The sequence below is a fragment of the Parabacteroides massiliensis genome, assembly GCF_900155425.1.
Classification (GTDB): domain Bacteria; phylum Bacteroidota; class Bacteroidia; order Bacteroidales; family Tannerellaceae; genus Parabacteroides; species Parabacteroides massiliensis.
The window spans coordinates 895,502-909,448 of sequence record NZ_LT700191.1 but is presented as its reverse complement, the minus strand read 5'-3'; the positions used below and the strand labels follow the sequence as shown (position 1 = coordinate 909,448).

Below are 13,947 nucleotides of genomic sequence, written 5' to 3'. Positions count from 1 at the left end.
ATGTGCTCTCCGGGGATTTTTTATGATTTTTTGGGAAAGATACTTGTTGATACTTATAGTGAGTTCAGCAATATGTTTAGTTCGTTCACCATTTCGGCTGCCGACTGTTGAGTTTCGGACAGGCCTTCCGGAGTGAATTTGGCGACTGCTTTGTTCAGTTTGTCCAGTTTACCTTTTGCTCCTTGGGCTGTCAGTTCTTCGCGGAGGATACGGATTTTTTCGCAATCTTGGATACCTTCGACCAAACGTTCGAAGCGGATCGAACTACGAGGACCCGGATAGATACTGTATGTGTCACCAGCTGCCCAAGTACGGAAACGTGAGTCGCGCAGAGGGTCGGCTGTCCAGCTGTTCACAGCCCAGCGCAGGTAACCGTCATAACCTCCGGCGATGGCATGCAGGACTGTCCAGGGAGCTTCGGCTGGATCGGAGAACGTGAAGGTATTCGGGAATGCTTCCGCACAACATGTGTAGACCGTACTGATCTGTCCTTTGCGTTCGCGTTCAGCTTTTACATCCTCCGGAAATTTGTGACCGTAAGGAATGCTCAGGTAATACAGGTCGGACTGGATTTCAGGATGATAGTTGCCGGCCAGTGTGATTTTGAATGCAGGATCGGCCTGCTTGATGACTTTGATAGCTTCGCGCATGGCTTCCATTGGACGTTCATCCATCGAGATGGCTGTCTTTTCAAACCAGCCTTTTTCACGCAGGTGGCGGGAGAAGTCTTTCAGGAACGATCCCCAGTATTCGGAGTATTCAGCATCCCCCGGTTTGACATTGACAAACTGTACCCGGTTGGTTGCTTCATCATAATAATCGAAAGTCAAAGCCCAAGGGATCATGGTGTAGCAGCTGATCAGGTCTTTGATTCCCACTTCGTTCATCATGAATTCTACCCATTTGTCGAATACGTCGTAGCTGTATACCCATGTCCCGTCGATCTTCTTGATACGGGTAACCATGCTGTCGAAATGGTCTTCCGTCTGTCCGGCCCAAGGTTTATGCATGATGCTGGTCGTGATGGACCGTTGTCCGGCATTCGCCAACATCTTCATGACGGGGCGCATGGCATCGAAATGTTCCTTGCTCCAAAGGGGAACCTGGTAGTAGCGGGCAACGGAATAAGGATTTTGCCACAAGTCCAGATGGAAAGCCCAGTCTTGCGGAGCCGGCAGTGTGCGGTTCAGCACATCGATTTCGAATTGAAGTTTCATATCCTGGAAATTCTTTCCCGAAACGGTCAACGTCCCTTTGTATTTCCCTGCGCGGGTATCTGATGGAACCCATACGTTCAACCAGATTGGTTGCGTCGTACAGGCTTTGATATCCTGTATTTTTACAATATCCAAGACATCGGCTACGACGGACGAATCCCATTCGGCTTTGTTGTCACGCTGTCCGCAACCGCCTTTGCGGTCCTTGTTCAGTTCGTCAGTCATGACATAACGTACGAAGTTTGTCGTGACGGCAGAAGCCGGGATTACGGCAGAGCCGCTTTTCAGCTCGCTGACGGTGATCGTAGCATCGTCCAACGCTTCTTTTGTCCACAGCACAGCTTGTGCATTGATGCGTTCCCCTTTCCAGGCCTTTCCTTGCCAGCGGGTTGTCTTTTTAATGTCAGGTACATTCAGCTTTTTGTAGCGGATATCCGTTGTTCCCCAACTGAGGCAGGTTGGCGTTGTCATTTTGTTCCAGACTTCCGTGCCATCGTGCGGCTTGGTGTCTGTAAGTTCCTCATAATTGCCCAAAGGATACTTTTCTGTCTGTTGAGCGAAACAGACTGGCCCCAGTGTCAACAAGGCTGATAGGATAAGAGCATTTTTCATGAAATGATTGATGTTTTTTAGTTTACGTGGGTAAAGATAGGAAAGAATTGACAATTGACAATGGAGAATTGACAATTAGGGAGGGAAAGAAATTATCAATTGTCAATTCTCCGATAGTGGCAAGTGATCAGGTTACCGTTATCGTCGTGGAGGTGCATGCCGCTCCCTTCGCAATAGCGGAACATATCGCAATCAGCACACGCGCCTTTCCGTGCCCATTCCCGGTTGCGATATTCCTGAAAGCCATTGTTCCAAACATCAACGAAGCTGTCTTTGTAGATGTTTCCTTGGTGGAAGTTGGCACGGATGCTCGGACAGCCGGATATAGCTCCATCGATCAGAACCGATGCCGTGCTGACACCCGCATTACAGTGAAAAATTTGGTCACGGACTTCTCCCTCGTAATTGCCAAGGAAACCTTCGCAGGCAAAGCTTGTATGTATCTTACCTTCCGCGCGGCAATGGCGGATGAACTTGAGGATCCAGGTGAATTGTCCGTTGTCGATTTGCAACTCCGGAGTCTCAGCCGCCCTTCCAACCGGGAAAATGGTGAAGATACGCCAGTTCTTGACTCCCAGCTCGATCAGGAAATTCTTGAACAGCATCAGGTCTTTGAAGTTTCTCTGGTTGACGCAGGTCACGACATCCCAGACGATCTCCTTCTCTTCCGCCAGCATCGCAATGGCATTGACAGCGGCTTCGAAGCTCCGGCGGTTTCCCCTGAGCCAGTTGTGTGCCTCTTCGAACCCGTCGAGGCTGATGGAGATGGAATGCATTCCGGCTGCCAACAGCGAGTCCAGCCGTGTGCGGTTAAGTAGCAATCCGTTGGTGACGATTCCCCAAGGATATTCACGTCTATTCAGTTCCCGTCCGCATGCTTCGATATCTTTACGGACCAATGCTTCTCCTCCGGTAAAAGTGATCATCACCTTGTGCGGGTCTACATAGGGCGTGATTTCGTCTATCACTTTCAGGAAGTCCTCGACCGGCATGTCCGGATACTCAGACGAGACATGACAATCGCTACCGCAATGGAGGCAGGAGGCGTTACAACGAAGCGTGCACTCCCAAAAGAGTGTACGCAATTCGTGTATCTTGGCCCGGTTCTTCCGGATGCTTCTGAATAGTTCTAATGCAAGGCGTTTGCGTAATCCTGGGCGTTTATTCATCGTTTTTCTTTTCTTTTGAGATTGAAATTTATTTCTTTTTCGACAGAGCCATTAAACCAGTCTCCTTTGTTCCCCTTATAATCATCACTGGAAAGAGCAAGGTCTGTGGAGTCCTTTTCGTATGAACCGTTTCGGGTACCATCGATGTCTGTTGCTATGATTCGCAATTTGTCGGTTGGAAATTCTTCAAACTGGCAAGTGAAAGTGCCTGTAGGACTTGTTGAAACAGGCGGTATTGTATCGAACCCGCTTTTATTATCACCCTGATGTCCTACCAGACATGTTATTTCAATATCCGGAATCGGCATGTTTTCTTCGTTTACAACTTTGCCTTTGATAGTAAAATTGGCGTGAGGAGTGCCATACATATCAGTCGATACTTGGTCGCATGAAGAGAACCCCAGCAGCATAAGTATGCCGGTTAATAAGCAATTGACACTTTTCAGGATGGAGGCAGATATTTTTTTCATATTCTTATAGTATTTGTTTATACTATAATATTGATGCAAATATAAAATATATAGTTGCATCTTATATCATTTTCTTTCAGATATCTTATCTTCTTCTATGGTATATATTCTATTTTGAGTAACTTGCGCCCCTAATTCAATCGATCGATCAAACATGAAGGATTTTCTGCGTATACTGGGGCGCTTCGTGCCTCCCTATAAGAAATTTATGGTGTGGAATGTGATATTTAACGTCTTGTCTGCCATATTGAATCTATTTTCTTTTGCATTAATTATTCCGATTCTGAATATTTTGTTTAAAATCAGTGACGAAACTTATGCTTATACAGACTGGACCTTCGCCCCATTCTCGCTCGAAGCCTGGAAAGCGACTCCCGAATTGCTGAAAAACAACTTTTTCTGGTACGTCTCCGACATGATCGAGACGAAAGGCGGTTCATTCACTCTGATTATATTGGGCATTTTCCTGATTGTGTCCACTTTCTTGAAAGTCGGGACAATGTATATGGCTTTTTACACGATGATCCCGATCCGTACGGGAGTCGTTCGTGATATCCGCAACCAGATCAACCGTAAGATAACCGAACTTCCTTTGGGCTTTTTCTCGGAGGAGCGGAAGGGAGATATAATCGCTCGCGTTTCGGGAGATGTGAACGAGATAGAGACCTCGATCATGAGTTCGCTCGACATGCTCTTCAAGAACCCGATCCTGATCCTGATCTACTTGATCGGGATGATTGCTATCAGTTGGCAGTTGACGCTTTTTGTTTTCATTCTGTTGCCTTTCGCCGGATACGTGATGGGCGCTGTCGGGAAGAAGTTGAAACGAAAATCATTCGAAGGACAGCAGCAATGGGGCTATCTGATGAGTCAGATAGAGGAAACCTTAGGCGGCTTGCGCGTTATCAAGGCTTTCAATGCGGAGAAGAAAATACAGGATCGTTTTGAAAAGAGTAATGAAACGTTTCGGCGGCTGACAAACCGCATTTATCGCCGCCAGCAGATGGCGCATCCGATGAGCGAGTTCTTGGGGACGGCCACGATCGCAATCGTGCTGTGGTATGGCGGAACGCTGATCTTAAGCAGCAACAGTCCGATCGATGCCTCTACATTCATCTATTACCTGGTGATTTTTTACAGCATCATCAATCCGGCGAAGGATCTGAGCAAGGCCTCTTATGCCATTCAGAAGGGACTTGCCTCTATGGATCGTGTGGATAAGATTCTGAAGGCGGAAAGCGATATTAACGATCCAGAAAACCCGAAACCGATTGCTCTGACGAAAAGTATTTGTTACCGGGATGTCTGGTTCAAGTACCAGCATGAATGGGTACTGAAAGGCATTGACTTGACAATCCCGAAAGGACACACGGTCGCGTTGGTCGGTCAGTCGGGGTCGGGAAAGAGCACACTGGTGGATTTGCTGCCTCGTTTCTATGATGTGGACAAGGGGAGCATAACGATCGACGGTACGGACGTGCGTGACGCGACCTTGTATGATCTGCGCGGTCTGATGGGAAATGTCAACCAAGAGGCGATTCTTTTTAACGATACGTTCTTTAATAATATTTCTTTCGGAGTGGAAGGGGCTACGCTTGAACAGGTCCAGGAGGCGGCCCGTATCGCCAATGCGCATGATTTTATCATGGCGAGTGAGGAAGGGTATGATACCAATATCGGCGATCGTGGCGGCAAGTTGTCGGGTGGACAACGTCAGCGTATCAGTATTGCACGCGCTATCCTGAAAAACCCGCCGATCCTGATCCTCGATGAAGCGACTTCTGCACTCGATACCGAATCGGAACGCTTGGTACAGGAGGCTTTGGAGAATCTGATGCGTAACCGTACGACAATCGTGATCGCACACCGGCTCTCGACGATTCGGGGTGCAGACGAGATTTGCGTGATGCATGAAGGGGAGATTGTAGAGCGCGGACGGCACGAAGAGTTGATAGTGTTGGATGGATATTATAAGAGATTGTGCGACATGCAAAGTTTTTGATAAGAAGTAATAGCCCGAGTAGTGACAATCTAAAATATAATAGTTTTATGAAAAAGAGAGCATGGTTGATTAGTATTTGTTGTCTTTGTTATATGTGTGGTGTTTTTGCACAGGAAAAGAACAATTTTTCGGTTAAGAGAGGAATCAATATCAGTCATTGGTTATCACAAAGTAATTCAAGAGGTGAAAAGAGGGCTGCCTTTTTTACAGAGGATGATGTTAAATTTTTGTCAGAAGCGGGATTTGACCATTTGCGCTTACCCGTGGATGAAGAACAAATGTTTACCCCCGATGGCAGCAAAGAAAAAGAAGCTTTTTCTTTGCTGCATAATGCTCTGTCATGGTGTCAAAAGTATCGGTTAAAAGTAATTGTGGATTTGCATATATTGCGTTCTCACCATTTTAATGCGAAGAAAAAACCACTCTTTACAGATCGGAAAGAGCAGATTCGGTTTTATGATTTGTGGAAGCAATTAAGCCAGGAACTGCATACCTACTCAGTCGATTTTTTAGCTTATGAATTGATGAACGAACCGGTAGCTGACGACCATGAACAATGGAATAATATTGTTGCTGAATGTGTTCGGACCATTCGTCAGTTAGAACCCGGACGGTCGTTACTTGTAGGGTCTAATAGATGGCAAGGATATGAAACGATGCGATATCTGAAGATACCCGAGAATGATCCGAACTTGATTATAAGTTTCCATTATTATAATCCTTTCTTGTTGACCCATTATAGAGCCGGTTGGACGAACGTAAAAGACTATACCGGAAAGGTGCATTATCCGGGAAAATTGATTGCCGATGAAGATTTGAAACAATTGAAAGGTGAATTGTATGACAAGTTCGCTTATTGGAATAAAGTGGAATTTAACAAAGAGGTGATCGAAAAACATTTCAAAGAGGTGGTCGATTTTGCTCGTATACACCAACTCCCGTTGTATTGTGGTGAGTTCGGTTGTATCGCCGCAACTCCAAAAGCCGATAAAGAACGTTGGTATCAAGATATGATAGAGCTGTTTGATAAGTATGGAATTGCAAGAGCCAATTGGGATTACAAAGGAGGCTTCGGAATTATAGAGAATGGCATGCCGCAAACAGCTTTGATAGATATACTTACTGGAAAAAATATCAAATAATTGTAATTATGAAATATAACGCATTTGTTTTTCTGTTTATGATTCTGGTTGGCTGCAATATGCCGGAAGTGAAAACGGGCAAACCGTTGTCTTATCATTTCGATGCTCCGGCCGGAATATGGGAGGAGACGTTCCCATTGGGTAACGGACGCCTTGGATTGATGCCGGACGGAGGTGTCGATACGGAAAAGATTGTTTTGAACGAAATCTCCATGTGGTCGGGCAGTAAGCAGGAAACGGATAACCCACAGGCTTACTATTCGTTGGGAACGATCCGCAAACTCCTGTTCGAAGGACGTAACGACGAAGCACAGGAGTTGATGTACAATACTTTCGTCTGTAAGGGCGAGGGGAGCGGACAAGGGCAAGGAGCAAATGTCCCGTATGGCAGTTACCAACTGTTGGGCAATCTTGTTCTGAATTATGATTATCAAGGCAGTTCCGATTCGATCTCCGGGTATAGACGTGAATTGAATCTGGACAATGCGATTGCTACAGCTTCTTTTAGAAGAGGAAAGGTGACGTATGACCGTGAAGTCTTTACCTCTTTTGCCGATGATCTGGGCGTGATCCACCTGACTGCCGATGCGGATAGGGCACTGAACTTCTCGTTGGGTATGAACCGCCCCGAACACTGTAAGGTGACGGCTGACGGGCATGACCTTCTGATGCAAGGGCAGTTGCCTGACGGTGTCGATACACTGGAGATGAAAGGCCTCCGCTATGCATCGCGTGTTCGTGTCATCCTGCCGAAAGGGGGAAATGTGACTTCTGGAGATTCGACTGTTTCCGTGCGGAATGCTTCCGAAGCAATCCTGTTGGTGAGCATGGCGACCGATTATTTCGATAAAGACTTGGAAGGAAAAGTCGCTTCCCTGCTGGCTAATGCCGAAAAGAAAGATTTCGCCTCTTTGAAGAAAGGGCATATTGCTGCTTACCGTTCCCTGTTCGGCCGTGTGGATCTGGATTTGGGACATTCTTCTCGTGAGGATCTGCCGATAGACGAGCGTCTCGCAGCTTTCAGTGCCGATCCGGACGATCCATCTTTAGGGGCGCTCTATTTCCAATTTGGCCGTTATCTGTTGATCTCTTCTACGCGTGTAGGCTTGCTTCCTCCCAATCTGCAGGGGCTTTGGTGTAATACGATCAATACCCCATGGAACGGTGACTATCATCTGAATATCAATCTTCAGATGAACCATTGGCCGGCCGAAGTGGCGAACCTTTCCGAGCTCCATCTTCCGCTCGTGGAATGGACGAAGCAGCAGGTTGCCAGTGGCGAACGGACGGCTAAAGCCTATTATAACGCCCGCGGCTGGGTGACACATATCTTGGGAAATGTCTGGGAGTTCACCGCACCGGGCGAACATCCGTCATGGGGGGCGACCAATACTTCCGCCGCCTGGCTTTGCGAACATCTGTACATGCATTATCTCTATACGTTGGATAAGGAATATCTGAAAGATGTATATCCAGTGTTGAAAGGTGCTTCCCGGTTCTTCGTGGATATGTTGGTGGAAGATCCACGCAACAAATACCTGGTGACGGCTCCGACAACTTCGCCTGAAAACGGGTATAAACTGCCGAACGGTAAGACGGCGCATATCTGTGCCGGTTCGACGATGGACAACCAGATCGTTCGCGAACTGTTCACCAATACGATCGAGGCTGCCAATATCTTAGGGGTCGATTCTGCCTTTGCCGGTGAACTTGCTGCCAAACGTGCCCGCCTGATGCCGACGACAATCGGCAAGGACGGGCGTATCATGGAATGGCTCGAACCGTTTGAAGAGGTAGAGCCGCATCATCGCCACGTCTCCCATCTTTACGGTTTGTATCCGGGCAATGAGATATCGATAAAGCGTACGCCTGAGCTTGCCGAAGCAGCCCGCAAATCACTGGTGGCTCGTGGCGATAAGAGTACGGGATGGTCGATGGCTTGGAAGATCAATTTCTGGGCGCGTTTGCATGATGGCGACCATGCTTATAAGCTGTTTGCCGACTTGCTTCGTCCGTGTGTGGACCGTAAAACGAATATGACGAATGGTGGCGGGACATATCCGAACCTGTTCTGTGCGCATCCTCCTTTCCAGATAGACGGTAACTTTGGTGGTTGTGCCGGTATTGCCGAAATGCTGGTACAGAGCCAGACGGGAGAAATCGAGCTGCTTCCCGCCCTGCCTTCCGCTTGGAAAAACGGAAGTTTTAAAGGTCTTAAAGTCCGTGGAGGTGGCGAAGTGTCTGCCAAATGGAAAGAAGGCCGGTTGACGGAAGCCGGTTTGAAAGCCCTGGTTACCGGTTCGTTCCGTATCAAGCTTCCCGCCGACTCCGCAAATATGAGCATCAAGCTCAACCAAAAAGCCGTATCTCTCCCGGTTGTAGACGGCATGTTGAAAGTAGAATTGCAGGCAGGGGATCAATTGGCTCTGATGTTCTGATCAATACAACGGCAATTTGTATATGAACCCTATCGACAAGCGCTGTGTGTTTTCAATGAAAGCACATAGCGCTTTTGCTTTTTCCGTCAGGTTGTAAGAGCGGGCTGTTCCCGTGAAGAAGATATGTAGGTTTTCATCCGCCATCGGATAAAATTCGACGCCGGCCTGCAAGCCCCATGCTGTGCGGTATTTCCCGTCAGGAAGTTCTCCCTCTTCATTTCCCGCTTTATAGACCGACCCGGTTTCGTACATTCCTTTGGTAAAGGCGTTCCATTTCGGATGAAAGCGGTAATTTATCTCCGCTACGAGTGAAAGATACTGGACGTTACGTAAGCAGACAGGCCCTTCATCATTCTCGCCGGACGGAGGAACCAACTCGGTCAGGATACCCAACGGATCGAGTGAGCCGCGTGTGTACATCACATCGAAATAGCCATCGAACGGACCGGTGCAAACGTTGTGTCCGGCCCATGCCATATACATCCATTTCCCTTTGGCCTGTTCTCCGGCCGTGGCGGAGTAGCGGAGGTTCAGAACCTCGTCCAAATAACTGCTGTTCCAGTTAAATGTGTAGAAAAGCGGAGCACGTGGCTTTTCGATTCCGGCAGGAAGCAGGCCGTAAGCGTCCTCCATGCTCCCGATGCGGTTGTCTGTTACTTGCAAACGTAGTTCTTGGGAAGGAGTCGGCTGGTAACCGAGCGTAACCCCTGTAAAATAGCAATCCATGTATTCGTTCATGTCGCTGTATTCATATATCGAATACGGATCGAGGTCATATTCGAACCCTCCCCAGACTGCATCCTGTTTTCCTAATGTGACCGTGAATTTATCGTTGAGGCGATAGCCGATCATAGCATATTCGATTGATTCCGGCAGGTTCTCCAGATCCATGCCTTTATTCCCCTGGTTGAGGTTTTGGCGGTACCAGTAGAAAAGACGGTCGTTTATTTCGCCGGTCGCTTCGAGCTTGATGTGGTTGAAACGGAAAGCGGCTTCATCCAGCTTGTGCTCGGTGAAAAAAGTATTGAAAGAAGCATGCATTTCCAGATCCAGGTTGAATACATTATTGCGCTTGGGTATTTTCGTTGTATATTCAAACAGGGAAATGTCGGTGGAATCCCGTTCGGGAATAAATGATTGCGCCTGTATGGGAACAGTGCATAAAAAGCAGGCTGACAGCCAGAATGCCGTTAGTCGTTTCATTGTCGATTACGATTATGTTTGATTCTGGCTGCAAAGATATTATTTTTCTTCCGTTTTGCCGATGTGCTTCATCACCTTCGCATCCAGGTAGAAGATCAGTTCTTCTGCAATATTGGTGCAATGGTCACCGAAGCGTTCCATCTTGCGGATGACGCCTGCCATGTAAAGGCCGGCAAGTGCACTACCCGGATGTGCTTCGATATATTGGGCGATCAGAGGAGTCGAATCGTGATTGATCTCGTCGATGATATTGTCTTTCAGGAAAATGCGTGACGCAATCTCGGAACTTTCCTTTTCAAAGGCCTCCTGTGTCAATGATATCATGCTAAGCAGTTCGTGCAACATTTCTTCTACGCGGGCGATCTTCACCAGTTCCGGATCGATCGGTTCCCCTTCCGGCAGGTTGACGGAGAAGCGTGCGATGCTTTCAGCGAAGTCACCGAGGCGTTCCAGGTTCGTGTTGATCTTGTACATGGCAAGTACGAAGCGGAGGTCGATGGCCACCGGTGCGTACAGGGCGATGATATCTTCGCAATCGCTGTCGATCTTCAGCTCGAATGCATTCACGCGGCGTTCACGGCTGAGCACTTTATAGGCCAGTTCCTTGTCTCCGGTCAGCATCGCTTCACCGGCATTGTATATCTGCTGGTGGACGAGTGCCCACATCTCGTTAATCGTATTCTTTAACGCTGCTATTTCTTGTTCAATAACCTTCATGTTTTGATTTATGATTTATAATTTGTGATTTATGGATTATGAATCTTCTCACCCAAATCTCCCTGTAATATAATTCTGTGTCGATTCTTTTTCCGGATTGGTGAATATTTTACGTGTTTCACCATATTCGACCAGTTCGCCCAAATAGAAATATCCCGTCTTGTCGCTTACACGCGCAGCTTGCTGCATGTTGTGTGTGACGATCACGATCGTGTATTCCTTTTTCAGTTCATGGATCAAATCCTCGATCTTGCCTGTAGAGATCGGATCGAGGGCAGAAGTTGGTTCGTCCATCAACAGGATGGAAGGCGAGATAGCCAATGCCCGTGCGATACAAAGGCGTTGCTGTTGGCCGCCGGAAAGAGCGAAAGCCGAATCTTTCAGCTTGTCTTTGACCTCATCCCAGAGAACGACCTGTTTCAGGCTTTTGATTACGGTCTCTTCGATATATTCGTTGTCCTTAACGCCGTTTACGCGTAGGCCGTAAGCCACATTTTCGAAGATTGTTTTCGGGAACGGGTTCGGTTTCTGAAACACCATTCCGACATTTTTGCGGAGCGTGTCGACTTTTTCCCCTTTGCTGTATATGTCCCGTCCGTCGATGAATATCTTTCCTTCCAAACGTGTGTCGGGGATCAGGTCGTTCATACGGTTGAACAAGCGGAGGAAGGTAGATTTACCACAACCCGACGGGCCGATAAAGGCTACCGAGGTGTTGGCTTCTATCTGCATCGAAATGTTCTTCAACGCATGAAAGTCACCGTAATAGAAATCTACATTTTGAGCATCAATCTTTATCATAGATAATTATCAATTAATTCATTTTTACTTTCTTAGCGAAATAATTGCGCAATAGATTTGCCAGCAGGTTGACAACCAAGACGATGGCAATCAACACCAAGGCTGTTCCGTATGCCATGCCGCGGGAGGCTTCTATATCTGTCCCACTCGTGGATATGACATACAAGTGGTAAGGCAATGCCATGCACTGGTCGAAGATACTTCCCGGCAATTGAGGAAGGAAATAGGCCGCCACGGTGAACAGGATAGGAGCTGTTTCGCCCGATACACGTCCGACTGACAAGATCAGGCCGGTGATGATATTCGGGAAAGCCATCGGGAGCACGACACGGCGGATGGTCTGTAGTTTCGTTGCGCCTAATGCCAAGCTGCCGTGCCGGAACGAGTCGTCTATGCTTTTCAGAGCCTCTTCCGTCGTGCGGATAATCAGAGGCAGTGACATCAATGCCAGTGTAAACGAACCGGCGATGATCGAGTCGCCCCAACCTAACGCGTTAACGAACAGCGACATTCCGAACAAACCGAATACGACCGACGGGACTCCGCTCAGGTTGTTTGTCATGATACGGATGAAACGGACCAATTTGCCGTTTGTCGCATATTCGTTCATGTAGATGCCACTCATGATCCCGATCGGGAAACTGATGATACTGCTTCCGGCGATCAGGTAGAAAGTCCCGACAATCGCCGGGAAGATTCCACCTTCCGTCATGCCCTCTTCCGGTGCTTTCGTCAGGAAATCCCAGCTGATCACGCTGCCTCCTTTAATGATGATGAACCCTAAGATCACGAACAAGATCGCCACGACCAGATAACTCAACAGGGTGAAGAATCCGAATGCAAACTTTTGTGAGGTTCGTTTCTTCAAATCTATATTTTCTAACTTTTGTACAGGTGCCATAATGTGAATCAGATTTTTCTTTTAGATGAAATATATTCGACGGAGATACTCAATATCAACGTGATCAGGAAGAGAACGGCGCCGAGCAGGAACAAAGCTTCGTAGTGTGCGCCTCCGGCGGGAGCTTCCCCCAGTTCGGCGGCGATTGTCGCGGGGATGGTCCGTACCGGCTCGAAGAAGGAAGTCGGGATGACGGCCGCATTTCCGGTTACCATCAGGACTGCCATCGTCTCGCCTATCGCACGTCCGATACCTAACACGATTGCGGATGTAATGCCGGAAATGGAGTACGGGATGATTACTTTGTAGATCGTCTGCCATTGGGTCGCACCCAGGGCGAGGCTTGCCTCTTTCATGGCACGGGGCGTTGTCCGCATGGCATCTTCTGCAACGGTGATGATCGTAGGGAGTGCCATGATTGCCAAGACCACGCTGCCGGCAAAAGCCGTTTCGCCGACAGGCAGGTCAAATGTCTTCTGGATGAGCGGCACGATCACTGCCAAACCAAAGAAACCGTAGACAACAGACGGAATGCCCGCGAGCAATTCGATGATCGGTTTCAAGAGGCCGCGTGTCCGCTTATTTGCAATTTCAGCCATGTAAATAGCCACCGCAATCCCGAAAGGAAGTGAAAGGACGATTGCGCCGATACTGACCAGTAAAGTGCCCAACAACAAAGGAATCAATCCGAATATAGGGGCCGGTGTCGAGGTTGGATACCATTTCGTCCCTCCGAAAAACTCTCCCAATGTGATTTTCTCTTCCGGCAGGACTTTTCCCTGAAAACCGTTTTCCAGTAAATACTGCTTGGGAAAGAAAGCGATGATACCGGGTTCTTTCGCCACCAGTTCGCTGATCTTTTGCGGGACGTATTGAAATTCGTCACCCAGTTCCTCCTCCGTATAATAGTTGGTCAGATCGGAGAAACGGAATATCAGGATATCCTGATCCATCCCGCTGATATCTTTCCAGTTGGTAATATTACCGTCGAAAATGTCCATGATCATCTCCGGTGATAATTTTCCGACATCGTTGCTTTTATTTACGGCAAGAACATAACCTTCTTCTGTGGCCGGAGTATTGAAAAGGCCGCCGGCCTCTTTGAACAGAAAGAACACGATCAGCAAAATCGTAAGGCTACTGACGCTTCCGCTGATGAGTAATCCTCCTTCTACAATCTTTTCGAAAAACTTTCTCACTTTGTTTACCTTTTTATTTCTACCGGCAAAGGAACGAAACAAATGTTACGAAGTGATTACATGAAATTGAATGGAG

General features: G+C 47.8%; 11 protein-coding genes. 3 read left to right on the top strand and 8 right to left on the bottom strand.

Going from position 1 to position 13,947, the window contains the following annotated elements:
* Positions 1–53 precede the first annotated feature (53 nt).
* The 3 genes from BQ9893_RS14810 to BQ9893_RS14800 all read right to left on the bottom strand — a co-directional run bounded on the left by BQ9893_RS14810 (position 54) and on the right by BQ9893_RS14800 (position 3,468).
* Positions 54–1,829 (bottom strand): DUF4091 domain-containing protein, encoded by a 1,776-nt coding sequence (locus BQ9893_RS14810; RefSeq protein WP_075966713.1) that lies wholly within the window; start codon positions 1,827–1,829, stop codon positions 54–56.
* Between the two features lie 95 nt (positions 1,830–1,924).
* Positions 1,925–2,998 (bottom strand): TIGR04133 family radical SAM/SPASM protein, encoded by a 1,074-nt coding sequence (locus BQ9893_RS14805; RefSeq protein WP_075966712.1) that lies wholly within the window; start codon positions 2,996–2,998, stop codon positions 1,925–1,927.
* On the bottom strand, positions 2,995–3,468 hold the full coding sequence (locus tag BQ9893_RS14800; protein WP_075967397.1) for a radical SAM-associated putative lipoprotein: 474 nt from the start codon (positions 3,466–3,468) through the stop codon (positions 2,995–2,997). Before BQ9893_RS14800 ends, BQ9893_RS14805 begins: the two co-directional genes overlap by 4 nt.
* 154 nt (positions 3,469–3,622) lie before the next feature.
* Here BQ9893_RS14800 and BQ9893_RS14795 point away from each other — a divergent pair, with 154 nt between their 5' ends.
* Genes BQ9893_RS14795 through BQ9893_RS14785 form a run of 3 tightly spaced genes read left to right on the top strand, consistent with a single transcriptional unit; the run spans position 3,623 to position 9,050 of the window.
* The gene (locus BQ9893_RS14795) at positions 3,623–5,470 is read left to right on the top strand and encodes an ABC transporter ATP-binding protein (RefSeq protein ID WP_075966711.1); all 1,848 of its coding nucleotides are present in this window, start codon (positions 3,623–3,625) and stop codon (positions 5,468–5,470) included.
* A 47-nt stretch (positions 5,471–5,517) separates the two neighbouring features.
* Positions 5,518–6,612 (top strand): glycoside hydrolase family 5 protein, encoded by a 1,095-nt coding sequence (locus BQ9893_RS14790; protein ID WP_075966710.1) that lies wholly within the window; start codon positions 5,518–5,520, stop codon positions 6,610–6,612.
* Between the two features lie 8 nt (positions 6,613–6,620).
* Positions 6,621–9,050 (top strand): glycoside hydrolase family 95 protein, encoded by a 2,430-nt coding sequence (locus BQ9893_RS14785; RefSeq protein WP_075966709.1) that lies wholly within the window; start codon positions 6,621–6,623, stop codon positions 9,048–9,050.
* Here the strand turns inward: BQ9893_RS14785 and BQ9893_RS14780 are convergent, their stop codons facing one another.
* Genes BQ9893_RS14780 through pstC form a run of 5 tightly spaced genes read right to left on the bottom strand, consistent with a single transcriptional unit; the run spans position 9,051 to position 13,871 of the window.
* Positions 9,051–10,253 (bottom strand): porin, encoded by a 1,203-nt coding sequence (locus BQ9893_RS14780; RefSeq protein ID WP_075966708.1) that lies wholly within the window; start codon positions 10,251–10,253, stop codon positions 9,051–9,053.
* A 39-nt stretch (positions 10,254–10,292) separates the two neighbouring features.
* Entirely contained in the window at positions 10,293–10,970 is a 678-nt protein-coding gene (phoU, locus tag BQ9893_RS14775; protein ID WP_075966707.1) for a phosphate signaling complex protein PhoU, read from the bottom strand.
* A gap of 48 nt (positions 10,971–11,018) precedes the next feature.
* The gene (gene pstB / locus BQ9893_RS14770; RefSeq protein ID WP_075966706.1) at positions 11,019–11,771 is read right to left on the bottom strand and encodes a phosphate ABC transporter ATP-binding protein PstB; all 753 of its coding nucleotides are present in this window, start codon (positions 11,769–11,771) and stop codon (positions 11,019–11,021) included.
* A gap of 13 nt (positions 11,772–11,784) precedes the next feature.
* Complete coding sequence (gene pstA, locus BQ9893_RS14765; protein ID WP_075966705.1) at positions 11,785–12,672, bottom strand: phosphate ABC transporter permease PstA; 888 nt, start codon at positions 12,670–12,672, stop codon at positions 11,785–11,787.
* Positions 12,673–12,680: 8 nt separating this feature from the next.
* On the bottom strand, positions 12,681–13,871 hold the full coding sequence (gene pstC / locus BQ9893_RS14760) for a phosphate ABC transporter permease subunit PstC (protein WP_075967396.1): 1,191 nt from the start codon (positions 13,869–13,871) through the stop codon (positions 12,681–12,683).
* Positions 13,872–13,947: the final 76 nt, after the last annotated feature.

What these genes read in the sequence shown, in the direction of transcription:
- BQ9893_RS14810 (WP_075966713.1), bottom strand. Translation starts at nt 1,829, where the DNA reads ATGAAAAATGCTCTTATCCTATCAGCCTTGTTGACACTGGGGCCAGTC.
- BQ9893_RS14805 (WP_075966712.1), bottom strand. Translation starts at nt 2,998, where the DNA reads ATGAATAAACGCCCAGGATTACGCAAACGCCTTGCATTAGAACTATTC.
- BQ9893_RS14800 (WP_075967397.1), bottom strand. Translation starts at nt 3,468, where the DNA reads ATGAAAAAAATATCTGCCTCCATCCTGAAAAGTGTCAATTGCTTATTA.
- BQ9893_RS14795 (WP_075966711.1), top strand. Translation starts at nt 3,623, where the DNA reads ATGAAGGATTTTCTGCGTATACTGGGGCGCTTCGTGCCTCCCTATAAG.
- BQ9893_RS14790 (WP_075966710.1), top strand. Translation starts at nt 5,518, where the DNA reads ATGAAAAAGAGAGCATGGTTGATTAGTATTTGTTGTCTTTGTTATATG.
- BQ9893_RS14785 (WP_075966709.1), top strand. Translation starts at nt 6,621, where the DNA reads ATGAAATATAACGCATTTGTTTTTCTGTTTATGATTCTGGTTGGCTGC.
- BQ9893_RS14780 (WP_075966708.1), bottom strand. Translation starts at nt 10,253, where the DNA reads ATGAAACGACTAACGGCATTCTGGCTGTCAGCCTGCTTTTTATGCACT.
- phoU (WP_075966707.1), bottom strand. Translation starts at nt 10,970, where the DNA reads ATGAAGGTTATTGAACAAGAAATAGCAGCGTTAAAGAATACGATTAAC.
- pstB (WP_075966706.1), bottom strand. Translation starts at nt 11,771, where the DNA reads ATGATAAAGATTGATGCTCAAAATGTAGATTTCTATTACGGTGACTTT.
- pstA (WP_075966705.1), bottom strand. Translation starts at nt 12,672, where the DNA reads ATGGCACCTGTACAAAAGTTAGAAAATATAGATTTGAAGAAACGAACC.